At 69.9% G+C, this 25,684-nt stretch carries 23 protein-coding genes and 3 pseudogenes; 13 read left to right on the plus strand and 13 right to left on the minus strand.

The window, feature by feature from the left end; translation table 11 throughout:
• Nucleotides 1-2: 2 nt before the first annotated feature.
• A complete protein-coding gene (locus ATK30_RS35700; RefSeq protein WP_101439176.1) occupies nucleotides 3-2,633 on the plus strand; it encodes a helix-turn-helix transcriptional regulator in 2,631 nt (876 codons plus the stop codon).
• A gap of 71 nt (nucleotides 2,634-2,704) precedes the next feature.
• Here the strand turns inward: ATK30_RS35700 and ATK30_RS35705 are convergent, their stop codons facing one another.
• Entirely contained in the window at nucleotides 2,705-3,466 is a 762-nt protein-coding gene (locus ATK30_RS35705; protein ID WP_244194825.1) for a hypothetical protein, read from the minus strand.
• Between the two features lie 174 nt (nucleotides 3,467-3,640).
• Nucleotides 3,641-4,558 carry a DUF5829 family protein gene (locus tag ATK30_RS35710; RefSeq protein WP_101439177.1) on the minus strand — a complete coding sequence of 306 codons (918 nt, stop codon included), beginning with the start codon at nucleotides 4,556-4,558 and terminating at the stop codon, nucleotides 3,641-3,643.
• Between the two features lie 374 nt (nucleotides 4,559-4,932).
• Between ATK30_RS35710 and ATK30_RS35715 the strand changes: the two are divergent.
• Nucleotides 4,933-5,379 (plus strand): annotated as a pseudogene (locus ATK30_RS35715) (GH25 family lysozyme); the annotation flags it as partial.
• A 228-nt stretch (nucleotides 5,380-5,607) separates the two neighbouring features.
• Here ATK30_RS35715 and ATK30_RS46595 read toward each other — a convergent pair.
• Nucleotides 5,608-5,733: pseudogene (locus ATK30_RS46595) on the minus strand (LysR family transcriptional regulator); the annotation flags it as partial.
• A gap of 120 nt (nucleotides 5,734-5,853) precedes the next feature.
• Here ATK30_RS46595 and ATK30_RS35725 point away from each other — a divergent pair.
• Nucleotides 5,854-6,189, plus strand: a pseudogene (locus ATK30_RS35725) (DUF488 domain-containing protein); the annotation flags it as partial.
• Nucleotides 6,190-6,196: 7 nt separating this feature from the next.
• On the opposite strand, the gene ATK30_RS35730 reads toward ATK30_RS35725, so the two are convergent.
• Nucleotides 6,197-6,532 (minus strand): winged helix-turn-helix transcriptional regulator, encoded by a 336-nt coding sequence (locus tag ATK30_RS35730; RefSeq protein WP_101439178.1) that lies wholly within the window; start codon nucleotides 6,530-6,532, stop codon nucleotides 6,197-6,199.
• A gap of 80 nt (nucleotides 6,533-6,612) precedes the next feature.
• Between ATK30_RS35730 and ATK30_RS35735 the strand changes: the two genes are divergently transcribed.
• Nucleotides 6,613-7,374 carry a group II truncated hemoglobin gene (locus tag ATK30_RS35735; protein WP_167442055.1) on the plus strand — a complete coding sequence of 254 codons (762 nt, stop codon included), beginning with the start codon at nucleotides 6,613-6,615 and terminating at the stop codon, nucleotides 7,372-7,374.
• A gap of 233 nt (nucleotides 7,375-7,607) precedes the next feature.
• Here the strand turns inward: ATK30_RS35735 and ATK30_RS35740 are convergent, their stop codons facing one another.
• The gene (locus ATK30_RS35740; RefSeq protein ID WP_101439180.1) at nucleotides 7,608-8,426 is read right to left on the minus strand and encodes an IclR family transcriptional regulator; all 819 of its coding nucleotides are present in this window, start codon (nucleotides 8,424-8,426) and stop codon (nucleotides 7,608-7,610) included.
• 268 nt (nucleotides 8,427-8,694) lie between these two features.
• Nucleotides 8,695-9,468 (minus strand): class I SAM-dependent DNA methyltransferase, encoded by a 774-nt coding sequence (locus ATK30_RS35745; protein ID WP_101439181.1) that lies wholly within the window; start codon nucleotides 9,466-9,468, stop codon nucleotides 8,695-8,697.
• Nucleotides 9,469-9,802: 334 nt separating this feature from the next.
• Between ATK30_RS35745 and ATK30_RS35750 the strand changes: the two genes are divergently transcribed.
• The 6 genes from ATK30_RS35750 to ATK30_RS35775 all read left to right on the plus strand — a co-directional run bounded on the left by ATK30_RS35750 (nucleotide 9,803) and on the right by ATK30_RS35775 (nucleotide 15,506).
• Entirely contained in the window at nucleotides 9,803-10,414 is a 612-nt protein-coding gene (locus ATK30_RS35750; protein WP_101441239.1) for a TetR/AcrR family transcriptional regulator, read from the plus strand.
• Between the two features lie 316 nt (nucleotides 10,415-10,730).
• Nucleotides 10,731-11,504 (plus strand): SDR family oxidoreductase, encoded by a 774-nt coding sequence (locus tag ATK30_RS35755; RefSeq protein ID WP_101439182.1) that lies wholly within the window; start codon nucleotides 10,731-10,733, stop codon nucleotides 11,502-11,504.
• Nucleotides 11,504-12,154, plus strand: a complete 651-nt coding sequence (locus ATK30_RS35760; RefSeq protein ID WP_101439183.1) for a PaaI family thioesterase — start codon at nucleotides 11,504-11,506, stop codon at nucleotides 12,152-12,154. The genes ATK30_RS35755 and ATK30_RS35760 overlap by 1 nt, the downstream gene beginning before the upstream one ends.
• Nucleotides 12,151-12,912, plus strand: coding sequence for an SDR family NAD(P)-dependent oxidoreductase (locus tag ATK30_RS35765; RefSeq protein WP_101439184.1), 762 nt, complete (start codon nucleotides 12,151-12,153; stop codon nucleotides 12,910-12,912). Before ATK30_RS35760 ends, ATK30_RS35765 begins: the two co-directional genes overlap by 4 nt.
• 322 nt (nucleotides 12,913-13,234) lie before the next feature.
• Nucleotides 13,235-14,467, plus strand: coding sequence for an NADH:flavin oxidoreductase (locus ATK30_RS35770; protein ID WP_101439185.1), 1,233 nt, complete (start codon nucleotides 13,235-13,237; stop codon nucleotides 14,465-14,467).
• 268 nt (nucleotides 14,468-14,735) lie between these two features.
• Nucleotides 14,736-15,506, plus strand: a complete 771-nt coding sequence (locus ATK30_RS35775; RefSeq protein WP_101439186.1) for an SDR family oxidoreductase — start codon at nucleotides 14,736-14,738, stop codon at nucleotides 15,504-15,506.
• 109 nt (nucleotides 15,507-15,615) lie between these two features.
• Here ATK30_RS35775 and ATK30_RS35780 read toward each other — a convergent pair whose 3' ends face one another.
• Nucleotides 15,616-17,160, minus strand: coding sequence for an AMP-binding protein (locus ATK30_RS35780; RefSeq protein ID WP_101439187.1), 1,545 nt, complete (start codon nucleotides 17,158-17,160; stop codon nucleotides 15,616-15,618).
• A 91-nt stretch (nucleotides 17,161-17,251) separates the two neighbouring features.
• Between ATK30_RS35780 and ATK30_RS35785 the strand changes: the two genes are divergently transcribed.
• A complete protein-coding gene (locus ATK30_RS35785) occupies nucleotides 17,252-17,863 on the plus strand; it encodes a TetR/AcrR family transcriptional regulator (RefSeq protein WP_101439188.1) in 612 nt (203 codons plus the stop codon).
• A 5-nt stretch (nucleotides 17,864-17,868) separates the two neighbouring features.
• Here ATK30_RS35785 and ATK30_RS35790 read toward each other — a convergent pair whose 3' ends face one another.
• From ATK30_RS35790 to ATK30_RS35815, 6 genes are read right to left on the minus strand one after another with little or no spacing between them, the layout of a single operon-like run.
• Nucleotides 17,869-18,654: a CoA-transferase subunit beta gene (locus tag ATK30_RS35790; protein ID WP_101439189.1), complete on the minus strand. Its 786-nt coding sequence runs from the start codon at nucleotides 18,652-18,654 to the stop codon at nucleotides 17,869-17,871.
• Nucleotides 18,651-19,523 carry a CoA transferase subunit A gene (locus ATK30_RS35795; protein ID WP_101439190.1) on the minus strand — a complete coding sequence of 291 codons (873 nt, stop codon included), beginning with the start codon at nucleotides 19,521-19,523 and terminating at the stop codon, nucleotides 18,651-18,653. Before ATK30_RS35795 ends, ATK30_RS35790 begins: the two co-directional genes overlap by 4 nt.
• A 43-nt stretch (nucleotides 19,524-19,566) precedes the next feature.
• A complete protein-coding gene (locus ATK30_RS35800; protein WP_101439191.1) occupies nucleotides 19,567-20,625 on the minus strand; it encodes an acyl-CoA dehydrogenase family protein in 1,059 nt (352 codons plus the stop codon).
• Complete coding sequence (locus ATK30_RS35805) at nucleotides 20,625-21,578, minus strand: acyl-CoA dehydrogenase family protein (RefSeq protein ID WP_101439192.1); 954 nt, start codon at nucleotides 21,576-21,578, stop codon at nucleotides 20,625-20,627. The genes ATK30_RS35800 and ATK30_RS35805 overlap by 1 nt, the downstream gene beginning before the upstream one ends.
• A complete protein-coding gene (locus ATK30_RS35810) occupies nucleotides 21,575-22,729 on the minus strand; it encodes an acyl-CoA dehydrogenase family protein (RefSeq protein WP_101439193.1) in 1,155 nt (384 codons plus the stop codon). The genes ATK30_RS35805 and ATK30_RS35810 overlap by 4 nt, the downstream gene beginning before the upstream one ends.
• Complete coding sequence (locus ATK30_RS35815) at nucleotides 22,726-23,604, minus strand: enoyl-CoA hydratase (protein WP_101439194.1); 879 nt, start codon at nucleotides 23,602-23,604, stop codon at nucleotides 22,726-22,728. Before ATK30_RS35815 ends, ATK30_RS35810 begins: the two co-directional genes overlap by 4 nt.
• 97 nt (nucleotides 23,605-23,701) lie before the next feature.
• Between ATK30_RS35815 and ATK30_RS35820 the strand changes: the two genes are divergently transcribed.
• Both ATK30_RS35820 and ATK30_RS35825 read left to right on the plus strand, forming a co-directional pair.
• On the plus strand, nucleotides 23,702-24,880 hold the full coding sequence (locus ATK30_RS35820; protein ID WP_101439195.1) for an acyl-CoA dehydrogenase family protein: 1,179 nt from the start codon (nucleotides 23,702-23,704) through the stop codon (nucleotides 24,878-24,880).
• Entirely contained in the window at nucleotides 24,877-25,677 is an 801-nt protein-coding gene (locus ATK30_RS35825) for an SDR family oxidoreductase (RefSeq protein WP_101439196.1), read from the plus strand. The genes ATK30_RS35820 and ATK30_RS35825 overlap by 4 nt, the downstream gene beginning before the upstream one ends.
• The last annotated feature ends 7 nt before the right edge of the window (nucleotides 25,678-25,684 follow it).

Below are 25,684 nucleotides of genomic sequence, written 5' to 3' on the forward strand. Positions count from 1 at the left end.
CCGTGACCGGATCGGCGGAGGAGCTGGCCGGCCTGCTGTCCCGGGCGGGCCGCGCGGTACTGCTGTGCGGTCCGGCCGGATGCGGGCGCACCACGCTCGCGCGGCGGGCCGCCGACGAGTTCCCCGGCCCCGTGCTCCAGGCGACCGCGGCCGAATGGGAGAGCGGCAGCGCGTTCGCCGTGCTGCGGCAGCTGTTCCCGACGGTGTCGACGGAAGACGGCCCCCTGCCGGTCGCGGGACGGATCGCGGCGGAGCTGGTCCCGGGGACGTTGCTGGTGGTCGACGACGCGCATCTGGCCGATGTGGACTCGGTGCGGACGTTGTCGTCGCTGCTGCGCCACCACCCGGCGGCGCGGGCGACTTTGCTGCTCACCGCCGCGACCGGCGATCCTCGCGCTCGCGCGGACGTTCTGGAACTGCTCGCGCGGATGTCCGACGATGAGGTGCGCGTTCCGCCGCTTGAGGCCGCGGAAGTGTCCGAAATGGCCTCAGCGCGCGGTATCGCCCTTCATCCGACGATGGCCGAACGCTTGTGCCGGCACACTCTCGGCCGACCGCGCTACGTCGTGCAATTGCTGACCGAGGTCCCGCGTGCCACCTGGGCCCGGTTCGATCCGAATCTGCCCGCACCAGCCGCGGTCACCGCTTCGGTCCGCGAACGGATCTCTCAGCTTTCCTCTGCGGCGGAACGGTTTGTCGCGGCTGCCGCGGTGCTCGGCTCTGGTGCGGCGGTGCGGTCGGTGGCTTCGCTGGCTGATCTCGACGGCGATCCGTTGCCGGTGCTGGACGAGGCGTGCGCGGCGCGGCTGGTCGAACTCGCGCCGCGCGGGCTCGCCGAGGTGGGACCGCCGGATCCGATGGTTCGCGCGGCCGTGCTCGCCGGATTGGGGCCGGAGCGACGCTCGAAGCTTCAGCGGCGGGCGGCGGTGCTGGTCGAGGATCCGGCGCGGAGCCTTCGGCTGCTGGTCGCGGCCAGTCCGGTGCCGGATGCCAGCGTCGCGGACCGGCTTGACGCGCTGGCGGTCGAGCGCGCTGCGGCGGGGGCGTGGGGGACGGCCGCGGTGCTGCTCAACGATGCCGGGCGGCTCACCGAAGACGCTGAGCTGCGGCAGGCCCGGATCACCCGGGCTGTCGATGCGTTGATCGGTGCGGGCGATGTGTTCCGGGCTGCTGCGCTTGCCCCGGAAGTCGAGAGCGTGCGCGAGACGCCGTTGCGGGACGCGGTGCTCGGTTACCTCGCGGTGGTGCGCGGCCGGGCCGCTGAAGCTGGCGGACGGCTGAGCCGGGCCTGGGATATCGTCAACGCGTCGAGGGATCCGGAGACAGCCGCGTTGATCTGTCAACGGTATGTGCTTGACGCGCTTTGCCGGTACTCCGCGGAGGATCTCGTGCGGTGGGCGGACCGGGCGATCGAGCTGGCTGTGCCGGAGACTCCGGCGGCGGTGGAAGCTGCGGCGATCCGGGGGCTCGGGCTCGCTGCTTCGGGCCGGGCCAAGCAGGCGCGGCGGGATTACGCGCAGCTGGCCGAGCGGATTCGCCATGGTGCGCAGGCGCAGCGCGTGGTGATGGCACGGGGATGGCTGAATCTGCTCACCGATCGGATCGACGACGCCCGCGTGGATTTGGAAAGTGCGGTGCCCACTAGCTATTTGGGCGGGTCGGCACGGATTTCCTTGTGGGCACAAGCGTGGCTGGCGCGGACGTTGTTCCTGAGCGGGGAATGGGACGACGCGTTGCGGGTGGTTCGGGAAGCGCTCGTGCTGGTGGACCGGACCGGGATTGTGCTTACCGCGCCGTTGCTGCAGTGGACTTCGGCCGCGGTGCATGCGCTGCGCGGGGATCAGGCGCGAGCGGAAGAGGCGTTGCTGGCTTGTGCTTCGGGACCGCAGGATTACGAGATCATGCGGGTTCCCGCGTTGCTGGCCCGGGCGCAGGTCGCGGAGGCTGCCGCTGATTCCGCGGGGGTGTTGCGGGCGTTGCATCCGTTGACGCGGTTGTCGTTGCCGACTTCGGTGGACGAGCCTGGGCATTGGCCTTGGCATGACCTGTACGCGCATGCCTTGGTCCTTAGTGGACGGACCGAGGAGGCGGATGCGTTTCTGGCTCCGCATGAACGGGCTGCGGGGAAACGGGAGCACCTTTCGGCCCGGGCTCGGCTGGCGGCTGCCCGGGGGCGGTTGCTGGGGGCGCGGAACGATCATGTCGGAGCGGTGGCGGCGTTTGATGCCGCGGTGGAGATGATCGCGGGCTTGCCGTTGCGATATGACCAGGCTCGGATCGCGTTCGCGTATGGACAGACGTTACGCCGGTTGGGGCGGCGGGCTCGGGCGGATACGCAGCTGGGTATCGCTCGGGACGGATTCGCTTCGATGGGGGCGGTGACTTATGTGGCTCGGTGTGAGCGGGAATTGCGGGCCGGGGGCGTGCATGTGCCGCGGAGCGGCGTGGATCTGCTGACGCCGCAGGAGGAGGCGGTGGCGCGGATGGTGGCTCAGGGGCGGTCTAACCGGGAAGTGGCCGCGGAGTTGTTTTTGTCGGTGAAGACCGTGCAGTACCACTTGACGCGGATTTACGCGAAGTTGGGGATTCGGGGGCGGACCGAGCTGGCGGTGTTGCGGTCCGGAGAGGAGTGAGAACGAAGGCCTCCTCGCCGCGATGGAGAGGAGGCCTTCGTTCGTCCACTATGGATTCAGCACACGCGGCGTCAACGGCACTTCGCGGTTTCGACGATCGACACTCCGCCGACCGTGCTGCCGTCGGCGGCCGGGGCGAATTCGAAGCGCCAGCCCGGCTTTTCCGCGATGGGCAGCTCGAACCGTCCGGCCGCGCCGGGCTTCAAGCCGCGCGCGTCGTACGCCTTGTGCAGGTCGGCCAGCGAGGATCCGGCGCCGATGCCCTCCGCGGTCTTGGCCCCGGGCGGGGCGCCCAGCTCGTGCAGGCCGTTCTTGCCGAACGAGGCGCCACCGGCCGCGGCGAACGCCTTGTCCCGCTCCTCTCGCTTGCCTGCCAGGCCGACACTCGCCTGCGCCGCGTCTGCCGCCAGTTGCGCGGCTTCCGCGTCCTTGGCGGCGGCTTGGGCAAGCTCGGCGGCGGACTTGCCGGAAGGGTGCTTCGCGGCCTGGTCCGCCGCGTCCGCCTTGGCGTTGAGGTCGTCGGCCTTGCGCTGCGCCTCGGCCTCGGCAGCGAGCCGGGCCGGGTCCGGCGCGGGTCCGCCCTGCCAGCTCAGGTCCGTGCAGCCGTCCAGCACGGACACCGGCGCGGTGGCGAGTTTTCCGGTGGCGAGCGCCGCTTCCTTGGCCATCCCCGGGGCGATGCCGCGGTAACCGGCCGCGCCGAAGACCTCGGCGGAAGCGGCGGAGGTCGCGGCCGGCGCCGCGGTGGTTTCCGCCGAACACGCCGCCAGCGCGGCGACCGCGGCGACCGCCGCGGCCGAACGGCCGATGGGCAGGGCAGAACTCTTGTGCATCTGATTCCCCTCGTACCGGACCCGGTGTGCCGGGTCGTCGTTCCCGGTGCACCGAGATATCGATCAACCTACCGGCGGGGACCACCGGATTTCCCGGCTCTTTCGGGACCGGAGCCGGGATGGTCTCCTCGCGGGAATCAGTCCCCGCAAGGAGCCCTTCCTCGGCGGACGGGATCAGCCGCGGATATCGAAAGTCCACCGCGCGTGCGCGCCGGGACCGACGACGAGCGTCGAGTGGCCCAGTTGTTCGACGTGCCTCGTTCCGGCGGGCTGGTTGAGGGCCAGGTCGATCTGGCGCAGGCCGACCTGGTCCGCTGGGACGGTGTCGAAGCGGATGGTCGTCATGCCGTCGGACGCGAGGGCTCCGGTGGGGAGCTCGCACACCGTCATTCCTCCGGCGCGCAGCAGCGGCAGCGTGTTGCCGAGGTCGCGCGCGGTGATGCCCAGGCGGATGCCGGTGACGTCGCGCATCTGGTGGTTGCGGTAGTCGTCGGGCAGGTACCGGTTGCGGCTGACGTCGCCGGGGTACTGCGCGGGACCGGTGTTGCTGCGCGGGTCGGCGAAGTACTCCGCGCGGTATTCCATGCCCCAGGCGCCGAAGGTGTCGTACTGGTCGGTGGTTTGGACTCCGTCGAACCACGGTACCGGCTTGCCGTCGCCGAAATCGCGGGTTTGCAGGAATTCCACCGGGTTCGCGATGCCCGCGTCGCGCAGGTGCCGGACCACTGTGGACAGCTGGCCGGTGTGTTCGACCGAGACTCCCAGGCCCGCCGAACCGAGGTTGCCGTCCTTGCCGGGGACGTCGCCGACACCGAACAGTTCCAGGTAGGTTTCCCGGCCCATCAGGTACCGGCCGGTCCATTTTTCGCCGCCTGAGCCGGTCGTGGTGCGGACCTGGAAGTTCGCGAAGTCCTTGAGATAGGCCGAATGCTCGATGGCGTCGGCGGTCTCGCGGTCCAGGACGCCGTAGGAGTGGTTGAAGCGCAGCAGGTCCGGTTCGTCCGCCTGCGCGGTGGCGGTGCCGGTCGCGGCCAGGGCGAGGAGCACAGCCAGGAGCTGGAGGATCGTCCGGGTTCTTCGAGATGTCGACATGGCGCAGGAGAGTAAGGCGAGCTCGGCGGGCCGGCGGCGTTTTCAGGGAACTCGACCGCAACGGCCTACTGAGAATGTCTTTCTCATTGTCCGGTCAAGTGGAAATTAGTTCACTTGGAGCAGTGACAGTGCATCACATCCAGTAACAGAATCAGGTCCTCGTGCCACCTGATCGGGTGGCATGTCGCGAGGGCATCCGAAAGGACCTGTCAATGACCACTCACCACTGGGGACCCGCCGGGAGGGCGCGCCGCCGCCTGGCCGGAGCGGTGTTCGCCGCGGCTGCCGCCCTGCTCGTGGCGACCGCGCCGAACGCCTCGGCCGCACCGGCCGCGGCCGCGAGCACCTCGGCCGAGACGCCGGACAACCATCAGATGGGCGCCTCCATTCGGGCGCACGAACCCGGCGGCCCGGCGGTCGCGCCGGCGTCGGTCGAGACGACCACGCCGGGCATCGACGTGAGCAGCTACCAGGGAGCGGTCGACTGGCAGTCCTACTGGAACCAGGGCAAGCGGTTCGCCTACGTGAAGGCGACCGAGGGCACGGGCTACCAGAACCCCGACTTCAGCCAGCAGTACAACGGCTCGTACAGCGTCGGCATGATCCGCGGCGCATACCACTACGGCCGTCCTGATCTCTCCGGCGGCGCGGCGCAGGCCGACTACTTCGTCGCGCACGGCGGCGGCTGGTCGCAGGACGGCAAGACCCTGCCCGGCACGCTCGACATCGAATGGGGGCCCAGCTCCGCCTGCTACGGACTGAGCCAGTCCGCGATGGTGTCGTGGATCAAGGCGTTCAGCGACGAGTACCACGCGAAGACGTCGCGCTGGCCGGTGATCTACACGGCCGCCAGCTGGTGGACCCAGTGCACCGGCAACGGGGGCGACTTCAGCGATCTCGACCTGCTCCTTCACCGGCGCCGCCGACCGCGTGACCTCGCGCGTCGCGTCGGCGAGCCGCAGGAGTTGCCGCGCGTGCTCGTGCAACGCCCGTCCGGCCACCGTCGCCTGCACGCCGGTCGGCACCCGATCGAACAACGGCGTCCCGAGTTCGCGTTCGAGGACGCGGATCTGCCGGGTCAGCGCGGGCTGCGACATCACCAGCGACGCGGCCGCCCGGCTGATCGACCCCTCGGTGAACACGGCGACGAAGTACCGCAGCTGACGCAGTTCCATACCCTGGGGTTATACCCCCGTGGTTTGCGCCCCGGCGGCCGCCGGCGGACGCTGGCACGAGAGCCCCGCACGCGGAAAGGAGCCGCTGTCCCGATGAGCAAACGCCAAGTCCGCGTACGCCGGGTCTACGACGCGCCGGAATCCGCCGACGGCTCGCGGGTCCTGGTCGACCGGCTGTGGCCGCGCGGGCTGAGCAAGGACCGCGCCCACCTGGACGACTGGCTCAAGCAGATCTCCCCGTCGACGGAACTGCGCAAGTGGTACGCCCACGACCCGGACCGCTACGGCGAATTCGCGAAACGCTACCGCGCGGAACTCGAAGAACCGGAACGCGCACAAGCGCTGGACCACTTGCGGGCACTGGCCAAAAAGGGCCCGCTGACCCTGCTGACGGCGACCAAACGCAGCGATATCAGCGAAGCGGCGGTGCTGGCCGATCTGCTTCGCTCCTCCTAGCCGTCGGTCAGGAAGCGCCGACCGGAATGCCGTTGCGCTCGGCATACCGGCTGCCCCATTCGTACAGCGCGGTCAGCGCCGGGCGCAGCTCGTCGCCTTCCGGGGTCAGCCGGTACTCGACCGTCGGCACCCGGCCGTCCACCTCGGTCCGGTTCACCAGCCCGGCCGCGGCCAGCTCCCGCAGCTGCGCGGTGAGCACCTTCTCGGTGATGGACGGAATGGCGCGGCGCAGCTGGCCGTACCGGTGCGGGCCTTCCTTGAGCCGCGCCAGGATCACCGGCTTCCACTTCCCGCCCATGATGTCGACAGCCAGTTCGACCGCACACGAGTAGCGCGCTTTCATCCCTCCATCATCGCCTGCCGCTGGTACGCACCGGCAAGTGCGTACTAGGCGGCCTGCCCGGCGCGTGCTTGGGTGATCCGGTGATCCTCGAGTACATCCGGTACCGCGTTCCGGACGGCGGCCACGCGGACTTCGAAGCCGCCTACCGGCGCGCGGCCAAGTCGCTGGCCGCCGCGGAACAGGGTCTCGACTATGAACTCGCGCGCGCCGCCGACGAGCCGGGCTGCTATCTCCTGCGCATCGTCTGGACCTCGGCCGACGCGCACCTCCAAGGTTTCCGGGGCGGACCCCATTTCGCCGCGTTCTTCGCCGAGATCCGGCCCTATGCCGAGCAGATCGAGGAGATGCGGCATTACGAACGCACCGAGGTCGCCGGCCCGGGCGGCGCGGTGCCGACGCTCTACGAGTGGGCAGGGGGAGCAGCCGCGCTGGCCAGGCTGACCGAGGCGTTCTACGTGAAGGTGGGCGAGGACGATCTGCTCGCCGACGTGTTCGCCGGGATGAGCCCGGAGCACCCCGCGCACGTAGCGGTGTGGCTCGGCGAGGTGTTCGGCGGCCCGGCCGCGTACACCGCGCGGCACGGCGGGCACGAGCACATGGTCTGCAGGCATGCCGGACGCGCGATCACCGAGCCGCAGCGGCGGCGCTGGGTCTCGCTGCTGCTGGCCACCGCCGACGACGTCGGGCTGCCCGCGGACCCGGAGTTCCGCGCCGCGCTCGCGGGATATCTCGAATGGGGCAGCAGGCTCGCGGTGATGTTCTCCGCGCCGGACGCCGGACCGCCGGGCGACCAGCCGGTGCCCCGCTGGGGCTGGGGTTCGGCCCCTCCGTGGAACGGATAGCCCGTTCTGTTCGGGCTTCGACCAGCCGCGGCGGAAGATCGTCGTGCGGTCAGTGGTGCCAACTGCGAATGCGCGGGGAAAGTCCTGGTCGGTCGTGGGAAACCGAACCATCGGCGGGATGAGGAGCCGGATGCGGCTGGTCCGCTCGGCCGATGGGGAACGCGTAACGACGGGTGGCGTCCGAGCCCGGTGATGTCTCCGCCGCTCGGAGTCCTCTGTGGACAGTCAATTTTTCAGGCGGGTTCGGCCGTGCGCAGCCGCACCATCGGATACAGTTCCCGGGTGACCTGCCGCGCGGCGGCCGCGACCAGCGGCGCGACCCGCTCCAGCGCGGTGTGCGCGTCGCCGACCAGGGAGATCGCTGCTTCGGGACCTTCCGGGCCGCGGATGGCGACGGCGACACAGGAGATCTCGGAAAAACACTCGCCGCGTTCGAAGGCGAGGCCGTTGCGCTCGCGGATCCGGCCGAGTTCGCGGTGCAAGGCCACCAGGTCGCAGATCGTCCGGCTGGTCTGGCGGCCGAGCGTCGGCATGATCCGGTCTTCGACCTGTTCGGCGGGCAGCCACGCGAGCATCGCCTTGCCGAGGGCGGTGCACTGCGCGGGCGCGCGACCGCCGACGCGCGACGGGACGGTCGCCGCGAACCGGCCGCCGATCTTGTCGAGATACCGGACGTCGGCGCCGTCGAGGATCGCCAGATGCGCGACCATCCCGGTCCGCACCTGCAGCTCGTGCAGCACTGCCGCGGCCGCCTCGCGCAGTTCGAGGTGGCTGCCGCCGGTGCCGCCGAGATTCAGCGCCCGGGTGCCGAGCGCGTAGCCGGACGACGAATGCGACAGCCACCGCAACCGCACGAGCTGGTCGAGGATGCGGTGCGCGGTCGAACGGGGGAGACGGGTCGTGCGCGTGACCTGTTCGAGGGTGAGCCGGGTGCTCGGCGCGTCGAAGGCGTCGAGGATCAGCGTCATCCGCTCGACCATCGAGGGCGGCAGCGCGCGGTCTCGCGAGGCGTCCGTGCCGGGAGAGTCCGTTTCGATCGCGACCACCGCCATGCCGTGCCCCTCGCGGACGAACTGAAATCATTTCTAGTTCGGACGATAGCACGGTGTCCGCGTACGGCGTCAACACGCGACGGGCGACGACGGCGGCACGGCTCCCGATCAGCGGGAGAACCCGCTCGTGTCCGCCCGGCGGCTGTGGGGAACGCTGGCGGGCGAGCGGTTGTGCACAGCGAAGGAGATCGCGCCGGACGGGTGCTGGGGGCACGGTCCGGCTCGACCAGCTGTCCGCCTCCGCCGTGCTGTTCCTCCCCGGACGGGGTCAGCCGAGCGGCTTCTCCCAGATCGAGACGTGCTGCTCGCTATCGTGGGTGAACGGCTTCCCGTCCCAGTTCTCCCACCGCGACCGCAGCCGCAACCCCGCCAATTGCGCCATCAGATCCAGCTCGGCGGGCCACACGTACCGGAACGGAATCGCCCGGAACTCGCCGCGGCCGTCGGCCACCCGCGCGTGGTAGGAACTCATCGACTGCGTCGAGACGTCGTACCGGTCGAATCCCCAATGCGTCGCGCTCAGGTCGAACGGCACGACGGTCTGCCCCGGAGGCAGCTTCCGCAGTTCCGGCACCCCGACCTCGACCACGAAGCACCCGCCCGGTTCGAGATGGGCCGCGGCCGTGCGGAAACATGCCACCTGCGCTTCCTGGGACGTCAGGTTGCCGATCGTGTTGTACACCAGATAGACCACCGAAAACGCCCCGGCGACCCGAGCCGTCGCGAAGTCGCCGATCGTCACGTCGATGGCGTCGCCGCCCGGTTTGGCGCGCAACCGGGCGGCCATCGCGGACGACAGGTCGATCCCGGAAACCGGCACCCCCCGCGCGGCAAGCGGCAGCGCGATCCGGCCGGTGCCGATACCCAGCTCCAGCGCGCGACCGGCACCGGCGAGCCCGGCCAGGACCTCGACCACCGGATCCACCGCTTGCGGGGCGAACATTTCGGCTGACGATTCGTCGTATTTCGCAGCGACACTTTCCCCGAAGTAGTCCTCCACGCCGGAAAAGGTAACCGACTCGATCACCGGCGCGCAGGTCATTTTCCGGCCCGTGCCACCCATTCGTCGACGGCTCGAGCGGCGAAAGCCATAGCCTTGCCCAGATCGCACAGCGCCACGCGCGCGGGTGATCCACAGGAACCAGCACCGGATTCGCGAAATGCCGCGCGTATTCGTCTTCGCCGCGGCCGAAATCCGGCCCGGGCAGAAAGGTACGCGCCCGCGCCGGACCCAGCCACCACCACGTCGAACTAGTTCTCGAATGTCCCGGGTCCGCCAAGCCGTCGCGCCCCGGCTGTCCCACTCACCGGTCGCGGCGGCGTCCGATGGGAGGATCGTGCGCGAGACTGGCCTGATCACGAGCGGAGGAGTCGCGGTGCCGAGAGTCGCCGAGAACCGGGTGCCTGCCACGCCGAGCTCGCCCGCGCAGCAGGAGCGCTACCGGCGCATCCTGCGGGCGGCCGCGGACCACGGCGCGGAGCACGGCCTCGACCGGATCCAGATGCTCGACGTCGCCCGCGACGCCGGCGTAGCCATCGCCACGCTCTACCGCTACTTCCCGTCCAAAACGGTCCTGTTCACCGCGTTGCTGCACAGCCAGATCCAGCAGCTGGACCGCAACAGCGTCCCGGTGAAACCCGGCCAGGAACCGGCCGAGGCGGTCGCGCGCTTGCTGGTCGATGCCGGCCGCGGCCTGCTGGCACGGCCGCGGCTCGCGCAGGCGATGCTGCAGTCGAACAACGCGACAGTCGCCGGAGAATCGCCGAACCTGTCCGCGGCGGTCGAATTCGCCGATCTGATCCTGCGCGTCGCCGGGGTGACCGAGGCCGGCGAGCACGAGCGCCGCCTGGTGCGGTTGATCGAGCAGACCTGGTACGGCGTGCTGACGTCTCAGCTGACCGGGCACATCACCGCGGAGGAAGCGGAGGCGGACACGGTGCTGGCGTGCCGGTTGCTGTTGGCCGAGCTGAGGCCGCCTGCGCGGTGACGGAGCGGTTGCGGCGTCGGAGTGCGGCGGGTTGGCATCTCAGCCGACGCGGCAGCGGGACTGCCGAGCTGACCTGAGCCAGGGCTGCCGCGTCGGCTAGACGGCCGCGGTGCGGTATCCGCCCCGGCACGGTGAGATCTCAGCGAGAGGCGTTGCACAGCGGTCGAGGCCCCGACGTTCCGGTCGCGCTCGCCGAACCGTCCTGCTCGGTGACCGACCCGGACAGGTTCTCCCGGTGACCGGGATCAGCCCGTCGAGCGCGGAGGAGTCCCCGTAGCCTCGCGGCCGTTCCCGGTATCCACCGCAGGAGGCCGTCATGCCGCGCACCGTCGTCGTCACCGGAGCGAGTTCGGGGATTGGGGCCGCGCTCCGCGGTCTTCTCGCCGAGCGCGGCGACCAGGTCCTCGGCGTCGACCTCGCGGGCAGCGACCTCGACGCGGACCTTTCCACGCCGCGAGGCCGCGCCGATGCGGCCGAGGAAGTCGGCAAGCGCACCGGGCACGTCGACGCGGTGATCACGTGCGCCGGAACGTCGGACCCAGGCGAAGCGATGGTCACGGTGAACTACTTCGGCAGCACCGAGTTCGTCGAAGCCCTGCGGCCGTTGCTCGCGAAATCCGAGGCTCCCCGCGTCGTCCTGGTCGGCTCGATCTCCGGCACCCAGCCGAACGACCCCGCGGTGGTCGAGACTTGCCTGCGCGGCGACGAGCAAGCCGCGTTGACCGCTGTCCGCGAGGCGATCGCGGACCATCGGGCGTTCCAGTTGTACCCGTCCTCGAAGGCCGCGATCGCGCAGTGGGCCCGCCGAACCTCGGTCTCGGAAGGCTGGGCGGACGCGGGAATCGCGGTCAACGTGGTCGCGCCCGGCGTGGTCCGGACGCCGATGACCGCCGGGCTTTTCGCGGACCCGAAGAGGAAAGCGGTGATGGACCAGGCTGTTCCGATGCCGTTGCACGGTTACGCGGCCGCCGAAGACGTCGCGCGAGTTCTGGCGTATTTCGCCGACGCCGCGACCACGCACATCACCGGCCAGGTCGTCTACGTCGACGGCGGTGCCGAAGCGACCCTCCGTCCGGCGGCGCTCTGCTGATGACGACTTACGCCGGAAGCCCGGGCGTCCCCGTGTCGCCTGTCCCCCGTGACGACGGTATTGACGTTGCTGCCGCGGCGGCCCGGCGGGTGGTCAGCGCGCTCTTGCACGTGGGTGCGGACGGCGGCGCGCCAATGGCGGACATCGCCCGCGACCTCGACCGGATCGCCGACCAGCTCGAAGAGCACGCGCCGGAACGGCAGGAGCGCGTCATCGGCATGTGGGCAGGGAGACCGCGCCACGATCCGGTCACCGGCCCGGAAAACGCGCTCGCGCCGCCGGTGCGCCTGCACGGACTGCCGGACGGTTCGGTGACCGGCACGGTGACGCTCGGCCTGCCGTATCAGGGCCCGCCGGGCTGCGTGCACGGCGGGATTTCCGCGCTGTTGCTGGATCACGCGCTCGGCGTCGCCAACAGCTGGGGGCCTGGGCCGGACGGGATGACCGGCACGCTCAGCGTCCGGTACCACCGGACGGCTCCGCTGTTCGAGGAATTGACGATCCGCGCGCGGCAGGAATCCAGCGAGGGCCGCCGGATCCGCACGACCGGCGAAATTCTCGCCGGCGGCCGGGTATGCGTTTCCGCGGACGGGATTTTCGTGGCGGGACACGTCGCGCGTCCGGTCGCGCAGGACGAAGGAGGCCGATGAACACGCTCGCGGGCCGGGTGGCCCTGGTGACCGGCGCCGGACAAGGCGTCGGGCAAGGAATCGCGCTGGCGCTGGCGGGGGAGGGGGTGTCGGTTGCGGTCCTCGGGCGCACCCGGGGCAAACTGGACGAGACCTGTCGCCTCGTGCGGGAGCGGGGCGCCGCCGCGGAACCGTTCGAGTGCGATGTCGCGGACACCGAGTCGGTCCCCGGCGTTGTCGACGCGGTCGTCGCGCGGTTCGGCCGGCTGGACATCCTGGTCAATAACGCGTACTCCGGCGCATTCGGACCGTTGCTCACCATGAGCGATGAGGACTTCGCCCGCGGTTTCGAGGCCGGCCCGTTCGCCGCGTTCGCGTTCATGAAGGCCGCTCATCCGCATTTGAAGGCCACCGGCGACGGTTCGATCGTCAATCTGGTCACCTCGGCGATGGTGCGCTGGGATCCCACCGCTTATGGTGCTTACGCGGCGGCGAAACAAGCCCTGCGCTCGCTGTCGCGCACCGCCGCGGTGGAATGGGCCCGCGACGGGATCCGGGTCAACGCGATCGCGCCGCACGCGCTTTCGCCGGGGCTGAAATGGTGGACCGAGCACAATCCCGAAGAGGCCGCCGAATTCGTCTCGACCATTCCCCTGGGCCGGATCGGGGAATGCGAACAGGACATCGGCCGCGCCGTCGTCGCGCTGGTCGGCCCCGATCTGCGCTACCTGACCGGAGCCACCGTGCCGCTCGACGGCGGCCAAGCCTATTTCGGCTGAACCGGCCGAGGACGGCCCCGTATCCGGCCGTGATCGTCAGCATCGAGCAAGCGAATCCGCGGCTGCCGCCGGAGGTGCGGTTCGTCGGGGACCTGGGTGCTGGCGGCGCGGCTGGAAGAGGGCAGCGGGTCGCCCGTCTGTCGCTACTGAGGAACCGGCCGAGCAGCCGCCGTCCGTCTCGGACGCTTCTTCGAGCCGCCCGGCGACAGCGCGGGGTCCGGGCGGAGCGTTACCGCGACCGGGGCCCTCCGTCGGTTGGCTTGCCTCCCGGTCACCGGGATCGCCGGAGCGGGCCAGGCTCTCCGTTTCCTAGCGTGGCCAGGTGACTTCCACGACTCCCGGCCCGCCCGATCCGCTGGCGCCCGCGCGGCTCGGGCCGGTGCGGTTGCGCAATCGCGTCGTCAAAGCGGCGACTTACGAGGGACTGAGCCATCGCGGCCGGGTCACCCGGGATCTGGTCGATTTCCACGTCGGCTACGCGAAGGGCGGCGTCGGGATGACGACGGTCGCCTATTGCGCGGTCGCGAAGGAAGGTCGCACTGACCGGCATCAGATTCACTGGACCGACGAGGCGCTGCCGGGACTGCGCGTGCTCACCGAAGCGGTGCACGCCGAGGGCGCGGCGATCTCGGCGCAGATCGGGCACGCCGGGCCGGTCGCGGATCCGAAGGGCAACGGGCGGCCCGCGCTCGCCCCGAGCCGGTATTTCCACCGGGCGACGCTCGGCTTCGCGAAGGAAATCGACCACGCTGGGATCGAGCGCGTCAAACGCGCTCATGCCGACGCGGCCAAAACCGCCATCGAGTGCGGGTTCGACGCCATAGAAGTCCACTTAGGACACAACTATCTGATCAGTTCCTTCTTGAGCCAGAAGCTCAACCGCCGCACCGACGAATACGGCGGCTCGCTCGAAAACCGTGCCCGGCTCGCGCGCGACACGATGCGCGCGGTGCGCGACGCGGTCGGCGACCGGATCGCGGTGATCGTGAAATTGAACATGGACGACGGCGTGCCCGGCGGTTTCTGGCTCGACGAGGCGATCCCGGTGGCGCAGTGGCTCGAAGCCGACGGTACCTGCGACGCGCTCGAGATGACAGCCGGTTCTTCGCTGCTGAACCCGATGTACCTCTTCAGAGGGGACGCACCGGTCCGCGAATTCGCGGCGGTGCTGCCGCGGCCGCTCAGGCTGGGCGTGCGGATGATCGGGAAGCGTTTCATTCGCGAATACCCTTACCGGGACGCGTTCCTGCTCGAAGACGCGCGGCAGATCCGGGCCGCGGTGAAGCTGCCGATGGTGCTGCTCGGCGGCATCACCGACCGCGCGTCGATGGAGCTGGCGATGCGGGAGGGATTCCAGTATGTCGCGATGGGCCGGGCGTTGCTGCGCGAGCCGGATCTGGTGAACCGGATCTCGGCGGAACCGGAAACGCCGTCGTTGTGCGTCCACTGCAACAAGTGCATGCCGACGAACTTCACCGGGACGCGGTGTGTGCTAGTGGACCGGACTACGACCCGGGGTGCGGATTGGGGCCAGCCCGCGGGTTACGTGGGTTGAGGAGCGGATGCCCGCGGCGACGGCTTCGCGCAGCCGAGGTCTGCTGCTGTGCACGCCCCCGGCCACGCCGTCCGCGGCGACGGTGCCGCAGGAGCCACCGGCTGGCGATCCCCGCGCGCGGCGAGACGGCGGCTGGTCGCCCCGTCGACCCCCAGTGTTCCCGGTCGATCCTGGCTCGCCGGAGTGCCTCCTGTGCCAGGGAAACGCTCGCGGTCTCAACCTAGCACTTGTTTGGTAGACTGATCGCTCCCGGCAAGAAGGGAGCAGCATGCCTGTCAGCTTCGACCTGACCGGTCGCGTCGTACTCGTCACCGGCGGAGCGCGCGGCGTCGGGGACGGCATCGTCGCGACATTCCTCGAAGCGGGTGCCGAGGTCGAGATCTGCGGGCGCACGGAACCGGAGAAGCTGCGCGAGGCGGACGGCCGCGAGCCGCGGTTCGCGCAGGTCGACGTGCGGGAGCCGGAGCAGGTCCAGAAGTGGCTGGAAGAGATCGGCGAGCGGCACGGGCGGCTCGACGTCGTGGTCAACAACGCGGGCGGCGCGCCGTTCGCGCAGTTCTCCGGGGCCTCGCCGAGGTTTCATCGCAAGATCAACGAGCTCAACTTCCTGGCCGCGGCGTACGTGCTGCACGCGGCGCATCCGCTCCTGCGCGAGACGCCCGGGGCGTCGGCGGTGAACGTCACGTCCATCTCCGCGCGGCGGCCCAGTCCGGGCACGGCGGTGTACGGCGCGGCGAAGGCGGCGCTGGAAAGTCTCACGACCAGCTTGGCCGTGGAATGGGCACCGCGGGTGCGGGTCAACGCGGTCAGTTGCGGATTGGTCGAGACGCCGGGTTCCGAGGACCACTACGGCGATCCGGAACAGCGCGACGCGGTCGCCCGGACGATCCCGCGTGGACAGTTCGCGTCGCCGGAGGAGGTCGGTCAGGCCTGTTTGCTGCTGGCGTCGCCGCTCGCGAGCCACGTCAGCGGAGCGGTGCTCAATGTGGACGGAGGCGGCGAATGGCCCGCCTTCCTCCAGCACACCCCGAACGCCTGAGGAGGACCCCGCGTGCCCGAAGCCGTGATCGTGTCCGCCGGCCGAACGAAGCCTTCACCGCGCAGGTGCTGCCCCGCGTCGATCAGCTGAGCCGCGACCGCTCACGAGGTCACCTCAGTTCCCGCTTGAGGATCTTCCCGCTGGCGTTCCGCGGCAGCTCCTTGATCGCCACGAACTCGCGCGGCACCTTGAAGTTCGCCAGCCGCTCCCGGCAGTACTCGCGCAGCGCCTCCGCGTCCAGCTCGACCCCCGCCCACAGCGTCACGTAAGCGCGGCCGACCGAGCCCATCCGCTCGTCGTCCACGCCGACCACCGCGGCCTCCACGACGTCCGGATGCGTGCTCAGCACGTTCTCCACCTCGGCCGGGTACACGTTGAACCCGCCGACGGTGAACATGTCCTTGAGCCGCCCGGTGATCTTGACGCAGCCGTGCTCGTCCAATCGCCCGACGTCGCCGGTGTGCAGCCAACCGTCGGCGTCGATCGCCGCCGCGGTCGCGTCGGGGTCGTCGAAGTAGCCGAGCATCACGAACTCGCCCCGGATCAGGATTTCGCCGTCGGCGCCGACCGGCAGGTCCTTGCCCTTCTCGTCGACCGTCCGGATTTCCAGTCCGGGCACCGCCGGGCCGGTCGTCTGCGCGACGTGCCGTGGGTCCTCGTTCGGCCGCGACTGGGTCGCCACCACGCATTCGGTGAGCCCGTACGCCTGCGCGACCTGCTCGAAGCCCAGGATGTCCAGCATGTCCGAGAACAGGTTCTCCGGCACCGTAGCCGCACCGGCGATGGCGAACCGCAACGACGACAGGTCGAATTCGGTGCGGCGCGGGTGGTTGATCAGCGTGGTGAAGATGGTGGGCGCACCGGGCAGCACTGAGATGCCGACTCGTTGGATCAGCTCCATCAGCGCGACCGGGTCGAACGTCCGCACCGGGTAGATCGTCGTGCCCGCGGTGATCGCCGCGACGACCCCGGCCTTGTACCCGAAGGAGTGAAAGAACGGATTGACGATCGCGTACTTGTCAGCGGGGGTGAGCGACGCGCCTTTAGCCCACACTTCCGCGACGCCGATCGTCTGGGCGTGCGTGCTCATCACGCCCTTGGGCACGCCCGTGGTGCCTGAGGTGTACAGAATGTCCGCCACCGTGGAAGGCGTTACCGCGGCTTCGTCGACGGGCGGCGCCGCGTCCGCCCCGGCGAGGAATTCGTTCCACGGCACCGCAACGCCGTCCGGCCCGAGGTCGATCACGGTGTGCAGCCGCGGAAGCCCGGGTATCGCACCGGAACCGCCGACGCGGGCCGCGGCCTCGGTGAGCATCCCGAGATAGTCGTTCCCCAGGAATCCGTTGCACAGCACCAGCACCGAGGCGCCGGACCGCTCCAGCACCACTCGGGCTTCCTCGCCGCGGTACCGGGTGTTGATCGGCACGAGCGCCGCGCCGAGGCACTGCGCGCCCAGGAACGTCAGGATGAATTCGACCCGGTTCGGGGACCACACCGCGACCCGGTCGCCGGACCGGACGCCGGCCGCCGCCAGCGCCCGGGCAACGGTGCGCGCCCGCTCCCGCAATCCGGTCCAGGACAGCTGTGTCGTACCGTCGACCACGGCCGGAGCGTCGCCGTGGCGGCGGGCGGCTTCGTCGAGCAAGGCGGGCATCGTGCGAGGTGTCGACACGCGGGTCTCCTCACTGAACAAGTGCTTGTTCGGTAGCATAGGGGAAAGCAGCGGGCAGGAAGGGATCCATGCGATGACTCCGCGAACCGGCCGGGCTCCGGTCAAGAACGGCGGCACCCGGCGCGGCGAGCTGCTGGGCATCGCCGCTCAGCTGTTCGCGACCCGGGGCTACTCCCAGACCACCGTCCGCGACATCGCCGACGAGGCGGGCATCCTGTCCGGCAGCCTGTACCACCACTTCGCGTCCAAGGAGGACATGCTCCGCGAGATCCTCAAGGAGTTCATGGACGACCTGCTGGCCGCGTTCACCGAGATCGCCGGGAAGGACGGCACGCCGCGCGAGCGGTTCGACGCGCTGGTGCACACGTCCTTCGCGACGATTCACGAGCGGCCGTTCGCGGTGGCGCTGTACCAGAACGAATCGGCCGTCGTCGGCAGCCTCGCCGATTTCGACTTCGTCGGGAAGACGTCGCTGAAGATCGAGAAACTGTGGCTCAGCGTGCTCCAGGCGGGCCGCGAGACCGGCGAATTCCGCGACGACCTGGAGACGAGCCTGGTGTACCGGTTCATCCGGGACACCGTCTGGTCGTCGGTCCGCTGGTACAACCCGCGCGGAAAGCTCCGCCACGATGTCGTGGCGGAGCAGTACCTTGCGATGCTGTACGGCGGTCTGCTCGCCGGCTGAGCGGTTCAGGGCCGCGACTCCTTGCCTTCTCGCTCCTTGACCTCGCGGTCCCGCGCCCCGCGCGGGTCGAGCACGGTGCGGATCAGCTCCAGTTCGCGCTCGTCCGGCACCCGCGACACCCCGGCGCCGCTGAAGTCCAGGTCGAAGCCGGTGTTGGCGCGCACCTCGTCCGCGGTGACGCCCGGGTGCAGCGAACGCACCTTCAGTCGTCCGTCCTCGTCGTAGTCGAGCACCGCCAGGTCGGTCACCACGACGCCGAGGTCGTGGAACCGCAGCGCCGTCGACGGATGCGCGCGGGCCCGGTCGTTGCCGACGCCGGACACGACGTCGACCCGGTCCACGAACACCCGGCTCGAATGCCGGCTCACCCAGTAGTCGGTGCGGTGGTTGACCGTGTTGCCCGGCGCGCCGCGCATGCCGATCAGCTGGCGTTTCGGCTTTCGCCAGTCGCCGATCAGCGAGATGTTCTGGTTGCCGAACCGGTCGAGCTGGCTCGCTCCCATCATCGAATGCCGCCGCCCGGTGTTGAGGATGTCGAAGATCCGCCCGAACGGGGCCCAGCCCTCGACGGTGCCGCCGGCCGCGGCGGTTTTGCCCAGCGGCGGCGGGTCGGCCATGAGGTGGCATTCGCCGTCGGACAGCACCAGCTCGGGGGAGTGGGTGAGGCGGGCCAGCCGTGCGCTGATCGCCGGGACCGTGCCGACCGCGTGGGCCAGCACCTCGCCGGAGCCGTGCCACGCGTCGGAGCACGCGGCGATGCAGACTTCGGCGCGGGTCGCGGGGGCACTCATGCGGACTCCTTCTCAGTCGCGCGGTGGAAGGCGCGCACCGCCTCGTGGTAGCTGGCCTCGTCGCCGGTCAGGTAGGTCTCGCGGAACCGCTGCCACGCTTCCTCGTCCTGCGCCGACTGGGCGTAATGCCGCTGGAACGCCTCGTCGCGGCCGTAGTCCGGGTCGCACGAGGTGAAGTGCGCGCCGTTCGGGGCCTCGATCACGCCGTTCACGAACATCCGGCTGATCAGCAGCGACGTCGACCGCTCAGTGGCGGTGAGGTCCTTGGTGTCCACGACCTTCTCGACGCTCAGCAGCGTCTTGTCCGAGGCCATCGCGAACAGGTCGTCGAAGTACGGATCAGGCCCGAGGAACTGGCCGTTGCCGAGAGCGTCGCCGCGGTTGAGGTGGAGCAGCGAGACGTCCGGGCGCACTGCGGGCACCGCGATGTACACGTCGTCGTCATACGGCGAGGCGACGGTTTTCAGTTCCGGGTTCATCAGCAGCACGTCGCTTTCCAGCCCGGCCCGCGTCGGCAGGAACGACAGCCGGTTGGCGCCCGCCCGGAGCGCGGCGACGAACATGCCCTCGTCGTACTCGGTGGTCTCGACCCGGCCGCCCTCGCGCGCGGCGCGGAAATGCGGGTCGAGCGGGATCGTGTCGAGCGAGACGAACCCGTAGATCACCCGGCGCACCTTGCCCGCCGCGCACAGCAGCCCGACCTCGGGCCCGCCGAAGGTGACCAGCGTGAGGTCTTCGACGTCGCTGCGCAGCAGTTCGCGCACCATCGCCATCGGCTTGCGCCGCGACCCCCAGCCGCCGATCCCGACGGTCATCCCGGACCGGACGTATTCGGTGACGCCGTCCAGGGTCATGGACTTGCCGCCCATTCGTTCCTCCATTGTGTTTCCGCTCAGGCGGGCTCGGCCCGGATCACGCGCCGGTCCGGAGCCGGGCCCGGTGTTCCCGGGCGTCGCCGAAGAGGTGCGCCAGCGCGTGCGCCCGTTTGAAATACAGCTGGGCGTCGTGCTCCCAGGTGATCGCGATTCCGCCGTGCAGCTGGACAGTCTCGGCCGCGACCGCGGTGAAGGCCTCGCTGCACCAGGATTTCGCGTACGCCGCCTGCTGGACGAGATCGTCGCCGTTGCTCGCCGCGAATCCGGCCGCCCACGAGATCGAGCGCGCGGTTTCGACCTGTACCAGCATGTCCGCGACCCGGTGTTTCAACGCCTGGAACGAACCGAGCGGACGGCCGAACTGTTCGCGTTCCTTGAGGTGCGCTACGGTCCGGTCCAAACAGGACTGTGCGCCGCCGACCTGCAGTGCGGTGCAAGCGATCGCCGCGATGGCGTGCAGCCGGGGGAGCGCTTCGGTGAAGTCGGCGGCGAGCAGTGTCGCCGGGGTGTCGCGGAACTCGACCTGGGCGAATCTGAGCGTTTGGTCGACCGCTGGGGTGGCTTCCGCGGCGACGTCGGCCTGGAACAGCGCGGGGCGTCCGTCGGCCATCGCGACCACCAGCAGGTGCGACGCCTGCGCGCCGTCCAGTACCAGCGTCGCGGTTCCGTTCAGGGTTCCGGCCGAGGCGACCACGTCCGAACCGTCGGTTCGATGGCGTCCGGCACGATCCGCCCAGGCCAGCGCGACGACGCCGCCCGCCGCGATCTCGGGGAGCAACTCAGGCGCGTCCGCGGCCAGTAATGCTTGCGCCGCAAGCACTCCCGAACCCAACAGCGGTGAAGGCGTCAGGCTCGCGCCCAGTTCCTCCAGCACGACATGCGTTTCGAACAGGCTGAACCCGGCTCCGCCGTACTCCTCGGGAATGGCCAGCGCCGCGACCCCGATCTGCTCGCACAACGCGGACCACAGCTCGGTGTCGTACCCGGACGGCGAGTCGATCGCCGCCCGCAGGTCGGTCTTCGCGGCCCGCCGGGTGACCATCCCGCGGACAGCGGCGGCGAGTTCCCGCTGCTCGTCGGTCAGCGCGAAGTGCATCAGCGGCCCCTCATCAGGCTCTCCAGCACCCGCGCGCGGTGCACGGCCGGCGTGCCCCAGCAGCCCACGAGCGCCCGGACGCGCAACAGCCACAGACTCAGATCGCATTCGAGCGTGTAGCCGATCGCGCCGTGCAACTGCAGTCCGGTGCGTGCGGCGAGCTGCGCCGCGTCCGACGTCGCGACCTTCGCCGCCGAGATGGAGCGGGCGTGGGGTTCGCGCGCCGCGCCGAGCAGCAGCGGACGGGCGAAGTCGAGGGCGACCCGGACGTCGGCGACAGCGTGCTTGAGCGCTTGGTATTCACCGATCACGCGGCCGAATTGCCGTCGTTGGCCCAGGTAGGCCACGGTGTCGGCGAGCATCCGTTCGCCGCAGCCCAGCAACTCCGCCGCGCAGGCGAGGCTGGCGAGGTCGAGTGCTTTCTGTCGCGTCTCCGGGGACACCGGTTGAACCTCGGCAGCTGCGGTGACTTCGAACAGATGCCGGGAAGGATCGACCGACTGCAGTGCGCGGCCGATTTCCGCCCGGGCCAAGGAATCTCCTACCACGAAGACGTCCGTCGCGACGTCAGCGTCCAGTGCGTACGGAGCGTCCGGCGCGGCTGCGAAGGTCACCACGGCATCCCCGGAAGCCAGTGACGACAGCAACGACGCGTCGGTGACCAGCGCGGGCGCGGCCGCGATCGACTCGATCACCGGACCGGGCACGCCGTGGTACCCGAGCCGCTCGAAGGCCACGATCAGATCGACCGGGGTCCCGCCGGCGCCGCCGTGTTCCTCGGGCACACCGAGCGCGGTGACGCCCAGCTCGGCGAGCTGCTTCCACAACAGCAGCCCGGGTTCCGGCCGCTGGGCCGCCCAGGACCGGTTGACGCCGGGGACGTCGGCCGCGCCCAGCAGGGCGTCCAGCGCTTCGGCGAACGCGCGCTGTTCGGCGGACAGCCGGAACTTCATGCCTGTGCCTTCCCGCGTTCCCCGCGGGGGAGGCCGAGCAGCCGTTCCGCGACGATGTTGCGCTGGATTTCGTTGGTGCCGGCGTAGATCGGGCCGCCAAGGGCGAACAGGTAGTCCTCCATCCAGCGTCCGCGCACTTCCTGATCCGCGCCGAGCAGGTCCAGCGCCGTTTCGTGGATGCCGAGGTCGAGCCCGGTCCAGAAGAGCTTGTTCACGCTGCCCGCCGCGCCGACGTCGCCGCCGTTTTGGACGTGGTCGACGGTGTCCCACGTGTAGAGCCGGTAGGCCTCGGCCTTGATCCACGCGTCGGTCACGCGGTCCCGCAGGTGCGGCGCTTCGGCCCCGCGCTCGGCCCAGAGGTCCAGCAGCCGGTCCGCCGCCGCGAGGAACCGCCCGGGCGAACGCAGCGAGAGGCCGCGTTCGTTGCCCGCGGTGCTCATCGCGACACGCCAGCCGTCGCCGACCCCGCCGAGCACGTCCTGATCAGGCACGAAGACGTCGTCGAAGAAGATCTCAGCGAACCCGCAGTCGCCGTCGAGCTGGGCGATCGGCCGGACGGTGACGCCGTCCGAATCCAGCGGGAACAGGAAGTACGTGAGGCCGCGGTGCCGTTCGGCGTCCGGATCCGAGCGGAAAAGGCCGAAACCCCAGTCCGCGAACGGAGCGCGGGAACTCCAGATCTTCTGTCCGTTGAGGACCCAGCCGCCGCGCTCGTCGTCGCGCACGGCCGTGCTCCGGATCCCGGCGAGGTCGCTGCCCGCTTCGGGCTCGGACCAGGCCTGCGCCCAGATCCGGGCGCCGTTCGCGGTCAACGGGAGGTGCTGCCGGCGCTGGTTGTCCGTGCCGTGCTCGAAGATGATCGGGGCCAGCAGCGAGATGCCGTTCTGCGCGATCCGCGTCGGTGCGCCGCTGAGGTAGTACTCCTCCTCGAAAAGCACCCACTCGGTCAACGTCGCGTCGCGGCCGCCGTACTCGGCGGGCCAGGTGACCACGGACCACCGGCCCTCGGCGAGCTTCGCTTCCCACTCGCGATGCGCGCGGGCCCCATCCTCGGTGTCCATCGACGGCAGCGGGCCGGGGCTGTTCTCCGCCAGCCAGGCTCGGGCCTCCGCGCGGAACTCCTCTTCCGCGGCGGTGAATTCTGGGCTCATGACTCTCCCGCGGCCTTCTTGTTGGCCTTCGCCATCGAACGCGCGTCGAGCCCGGCGAGCGAATCGGCGTCCAGTTCGGCGTTGTGCGCGTGCGCGGCGTGGTGCAGGCCGAACACCGAGTCCATTCCGGACCGCATGCCCATCAGGTCTTCCGCCTGGTTGACCGCCTTCTTGGTGAGCGCGAGACCCAGCTGCGGCATTTGCGCGATCCGCTCGGCGATCGCGAACGTCGCGTCTTCGAGTTCGGCGCGCGGCACGACGTGGTTGACCATGCCGAGCGCCTGCGCGCGGTCGGCTCCGAACCGGTCGCCGGTGTAGAGGAATTCCTTCGCCGCGCGCGGGTTCATCACCCACGGATGGGCGAAGTATTCGACGCCCGGGATGCCCATCCGCACGACCGGGTCGGAGAAGAACGCGTCGTCGGAGGCCACGATGAAATCGCACGACCACGCGAGCATCAGGCCGCCCGCGATGCACGCGCCCTGCACCATCGCGATCACCGGCTTCGGGATCTCCCGCCACCGCCGGCACATGCCGAGGTAGACCTCCGATTCGCGGGCGAACCGGGAATCGACGCCCGCGCGGTCGGTGTGGTCCCACCAGATGACCGCTTTGCGCTCGAAGCTCTGGTCGACGTCGCGGCCCGGGGTGCCGATGTCGTGCCCGGCGCAGAAGTGCTTGCCGTTGCCCGCCAGCACGATCGCCTTGACGTCCGGGTCGTCCACCGCCTTCGTGAACGCGGCGTCCAGTGCGTAGGTCATCTTCGAGTTCTGGGCGTTGCGGTACTGCGGCCGGTTCAGCGTGACGACCGCGACCGGACCGCGCACCTCGTAGGTCACGACCTGTTCGTCGGTGCTTTCCTCGGTTCCGCTCACCGCGCATCACTCCTTCTCGGTTCGGCGGCGATGCTACCAAACAAGTGCTTGGTTTGGTAGCGTGGCGGGACCAGGCGCCGGCGGACCGGGAGGACGGGTGGATCTTCGCTACACCCCCGAGGACGAGCAGTTCCGCGCCGAGGTGCGCGAATGGCTCAGCGACCACCTGGCGGGCGAGTTCGCCGCACTGAAGGGCCTCGGCGGATCCGGGCGCGAGCACGAGGCGCCGCAGGAGCGGCAGGCGTGGAACCAGCATCTGGCCGCGCACGGCTGGACGTGCCTCGGCTGGCCGGTCGAATACGGCGGGCGCGGGCTGAACCTGCTGCGGCAGGTGATCTTCCACGAGGAGTACGCCCGGTCCAACGCTCCGGCGCGGGTCAACCACCTGGGCGAGGAGCTGCTCGGGCCTACCTTGATCGCGCACGGCACGGAGGAGCAGCGGCGGCGGTTCCTTCCGGGGATCGCCGGGGTCACGGAGCTGTGGTGTCAGGGCTATTCCGAGCCTGGGGCCGGGTCCGATCTGGCCGGGGTGCGCACGCGGGCTCGGCTGGAGGGCGGCGAGTGGGTGATCGACGGGCAGAAGATCTGGACGTCGCTCGCCCAGCACGCGCAGTGGTGTTTCGCGGTGGTGCGGACCGAGCCGGGGTCTCGGCGGCACGCCGGGCTGTCGTATTTGCTGGTGCCGATGGATCAGGCCGGGGTCGAGGTGCGGCCGATCCGGCAGCTGACCGGGACCAGCGAGTTCAACGAGGTCTTTTTCGACGGGGCTCGGACTGAGGAGTCCTTGGTGGTCGGCGCGCCCGGGGACGGCTGGCGGGTAGCGATGGCGACGCTCGGGTTCGAGCGCGGGGTGTCGACTATCGGGCAGCAGGTCGGGTTCGCCCGGGAGCTGGCGGGCGTGGTCGCGACAGCCAAGGCGAACGGGCGCTATGACGATCCGATTCTGCGGGACCGATTGGCTCAAGCCTTTGTGGGGCTTGAAGTGTTGCGGGTGCATGCATTGCGGACGCTCAGTGCGTACGAGGCCGGGTCGCAGGGGCCGGAGGCTTCGGTTTCGAAGCTGCTGTGGGCTCGGTGGCATCGGGAGCTCGGGGAGCTGGCGATGGATGTCCGCGGGGGTTCCGCGCTGACCGCGACCGGTTCTTACGATCTTGACGCGCAGCAGACGCTTTTTCTCTTCAGCCGGGCCGACACGATTTATGGCGGTTCGGACGAAATCCAGCGCAATATCATTGCCGAGCGGGTGCTCGGCCTGCCCAGGGAGCCGCGACCGTGAGCGTTAAACCAGAACAGCCCGCGCCTGATTACGTGCCGGGCCACGGATTGCTGGCCGAACGCGTGGTCGTCGTGACAGCAGCGGCTGGCGCGGGCATCGGTGCGGCGGTTGCCCGGCGGTGTTTGGAGGAGGGCGCTCGGGCTGTCGTCATCGGGGACACGCACGAGCGGCGGCTTGCCGAGGCGGCTTCCAAGCTGGCGGCGGAGTTCGGTGCCGAACGGGTCGCGTCGGTGGTGTGTGATGTGACCGACGAGGATCAGATCGCGGCGTTGCTCGACGCGGCCGAAGCGTTCGGCGGGGTCGAGGTCATGGTGAACAACGCCGGTCTCGGGGGCACGGCGTCGATCACCGAGATGACCGACGAGCAGTGGTCGTTGGTGCTGGATGTGACGCTTACCGGGACTTTCCGATGCATTCGGGCGGCTTCGCGGCGGATGATCGCTCGCGGTATCCGCGGGGTGATCGTGAACAACGCTTCGGTCATCGGCTGGCGGGCGCAGGAAGGGCAGGCGCATTACGCGGCTGCCAAGGCCGGGGTGATGGCGTTGACCCGGTCCGCGGCGATGGATCTGGCCCCGTCCGGCATCCGGGTCAACGCGGTGTCGCCTAGTTTGGCGATGCATCCGTTCCTGGAGAAGGTCACTACCGCTGAGCTGCTCACGGAACTGAAGGGGCGCGAGGCGTTCGGGCGCGCTGCGGAGCCTTGGGAAGTCGCCAATGTGATGGTGTTTCTCGCGAGTGCGTATTCGTCGTATCTCACCGGTGAAGTCGTCTCGGTGAGCAGTCAGCATCCCTGATCCCGCA

Origin of the sequence: Amycolatopsis echigonensis, assembly GCF_002846615.1 — a bacterium.
In the GTDB taxonomy this organism is placed as follows: Bacteria; Actinomycetota; Actinomycetes; order Mycobacteriales; family Pseudonocardiaceae; genus Amycolatopsis; species Amycolatopsis echigonensis.

Excerpts from the sequence above, each read along its gene's own strand:
- ATK30_RS35705 (WP_244194825.1), bottom strand. The coding sequence starts at position 3,466 with ATGCACAAGAGTTCTGCCCTGCCCATCGGCCGTTCGGCCGCGGCGGTC.
- ATK30_RS35710 (WP_101439177.1), bottom strand. The coding sequence starts at position 4,558 with ATGTCGACATCTCGAAGAACCCGGACGATCCTCCAGCTCCTGGCTGTG.
- ATK30_RS35730 (WP_101439178.1), bottom strand. The coding sequence starts at position 6,532 with ATGAAAGCGCGCTACTCGTGTGCGGTCGAACTGGCTGTCGACATCATG.
- ATK30_RS35740 (WP_101439180.1), bottom strand. The coding sequence starts at position 8,426 with ATGGCGGTGGTCGCGATCGAAACGGACTCTCCCGGCACGGACGCCTCG.
- ATK30_RS35745 (WP_101439181.1), bottom strand. The coding sequence starts at position 9,468 with ATGACCTGCGCGCCGGTGATCGAGTCGGTTACCTTTTCCGGCGTGGAG.
- ATK30_RS35755 (WP_101439182.1), top strand. The coding sequence starts at position 10,731 with ATGCCGCGCACCGTCGTCGTCACCGGAGCGAGTTCGGGGATTGGGGCC.
- ATK30_RS35760 (WP_101439183.1), top strand. The coding sequence starts at position 11,504 with ATGACGACTTACGCCGGAAGCCCGGGCGTCCCCGTGTCGCCTGTCCCC.
- ATK30_RS35765 (WP_101439184.1), top strand. The coding sequence starts at position 12,151 with ATGAACACGCTCGCGGGCCGGGTGGCCCTGGTGACCGGCGCCGGACAA.
- ATK30_RS35775 (WP_101439186.1), top strand. The coding sequence starts at position 14,736 with ATGCCTGTCAGCTTCGACCTGACCGGTCGCGTCGTACTCGTCACCGGC.
- ATK30_RS35780 (WP_101439187.1), bottom strand. The coding sequence starts at position 17,160 with ATGCCCGCCTTGCTCGACGAAGCCGCCCGCCGCCACGGCGACGCTCCG.
- ATK30_RS35785 (WP_101439188.1), top strand. The coding sequence starts at position 17,252 with ATGACTCCGCGAACCGGCCGGGCTCCGGTCAAGAACGGCGGCACCCGG.
- ATK30_RS35790 (WP_101439189.1), bottom strand. The coding sequence starts at position 18,654 with ATGAGTGCCCCCGCGACCCGCGCCGAAGTCTGCATCGCCGCGTGCTCC.
- ATK30_RS35795 (WP_101439190.1), bottom strand. The coding sequence starts at position 19,523 with ATGGGCGGCAAGTCCATGACCCTGGACGGCGTCACCGAATACGTCCGG.
- ATK30_RS35800 (WP_101439191.1), bottom strand. The coding sequence starts at position 20,625 with ATGCACTTCGCGCTGACCGACGAGCAGCGGGAACTCGCCGCCGCTGTC.
- ATK30_RS35805 (WP_101439192.1), bottom strand. The coding sequence starts at position 21,578 with ATGAAGTTCCGGCTGTCCGCCGAACAGCGCGCGTTCGCCGAAGCGCTG.
- ATK30_RS35810 (WP_101439193.1), bottom strand. The coding sequence starts at position 22,729 with ATGAGCCCAGAATTCACCGCCGCGGAAGAGGAGTTCCGCGCGGAGGCC.